At 21.3% G+C, this 1,464-nt stretch carries 2 protein-coding genes; both read left to right on the forward strand.

Going from position 1 to position 1,464, the window contains the following annotated elements; genetic code table 11:
• Positions 1-547, forward strand: a 547-nt coding sequence (locus ACERKK_RS13100) for a hypothetical protein (RefSeq protein WP_373773518.1), incomplete at its 5' end; no start/stop codon positions are given.
• Positions 548-1,464: response regulator (locus ACERKK_RS13105; RefSeq protein ID WP_373773519.1), on the forward strand; the 917-nt coding region annotated here is incomplete at its 3' end. It lies immediately after the preceding gene.

Here is a 1,464-nt window from a genome sequence, read left to right on the forward strand (position 1 = left end):
CTCCATACTACATAAAAATTCAAATGAGATTAGAAAATTTATAAGTGTTAATTTTATAACTACAAAAGAAGAACAAAACAAAAGAGATTATAAGAAAAAAGTTTTATATAATTTACAAGAAACAAGAAAAGTTTATAAAGTTGCTCAAGATAAGATTGATATTTTAGAAAAAGAGTTAGAAAAATATAAAGATTACAATAAAGTTGAAGAAGCAGTAAATGATTATAAAAAACATAATCAAGAACAATATAATGAAATACTTAGATTGCAAAATAGACTTAAAAATGGCAATAAAAAATTTGAACAGTTAACATATGGCCTAAATAAAGAAATTAATAAAATTGCTACAATGACAAGTGAAATGAAAATATCTGAAGTAAGATCAAGTAAAAAGATTATTAGAGTAACTGAAGAAATAAAAACTAAAGAAGCATATATTCAAAGAATTAAAGAAGAAATTGAAAAAAGAACTGTAAAAATTAAAAACTTAAAAGATGTAGAAAATCATAGAAAAGAGCAAGTATTAGCACAAAAGGAAAAACAATAAATGTTTAATTATGCTTTTTTAAAAACACTAACAATTCTTTATGTCGAAAGTGAAGAATCAACTAATAAATATTTCTCAAATATATTACAAAAAAAGTTCAAACATGTAATTTGTGCCAAAACAGGAAAAGAAGCATTATTGGAATTAGAAAAAAGTAAGAATGAAGAGTTTAATATTGATATTATCATTTGTGACGAAAAATTAGTTGATATTTCAGGATTAGATGTTCTAAAAAAAATAAGAGAATCTAAAAATGATATAAATTTTATTTTAACTACAAATAAAATTGAAGTAAATGATGTATTAAAAGCAATTGAATATAAAGCCTCTGATTTTTTAGAAAAACCAATTAATGCAAAAGATTTAGTTTTTTCAGTTGAGCATATTTGTCAAAATAAATATCATAAAAAAATGAAATATGAAAATTATATGCATTTAAAAGATATTAAAACTGTTATAAATCAAATTGCATTAGTTACAAAAACAGATTTAGAAGGAAAAATTACTTTTGCAAATTATTATTTTTGTGATGTTTCTGGATATACACAAGAAGAGCTTATTGGTTTAACATATGATATTATTAAACCTGATGAAACAAATAGTTTAATATATACAAATTTATTAGAAATCATAAATCAAGGTAAAATTTGGGAAGGTAAACTAAAAAAAATATCAAAAGATAAAGAAGAATTTTATATTTATCTTACAGTAGTTCCAATCTTTAAAAATAACAGTGATATTATAAAAGAGTTTATGTGGATTAGTTTTTTATCTACAAAAGATGAATTAGAACAAAAAGAGTTTAAAAAGAAAGTAGCTCAAAATATACACTCAACAAGAAGAATTAATACAGAAGCTAGAGAAAAAATAGATACTTTATTAGAAAAATTATCTTCATATAAATACCTAGATTCTTT

Origin of the sequence: Poseidonibacter sp. (assembly GCF_041821165.1) — a bacterium.
In the GTDB taxonomy this organism is placed as follows: domain Bacteria; phylum Campylobacterota; class Campylobacteria; order Campylobacterales; family Arcobacteraceae; genus Poseidonibacter.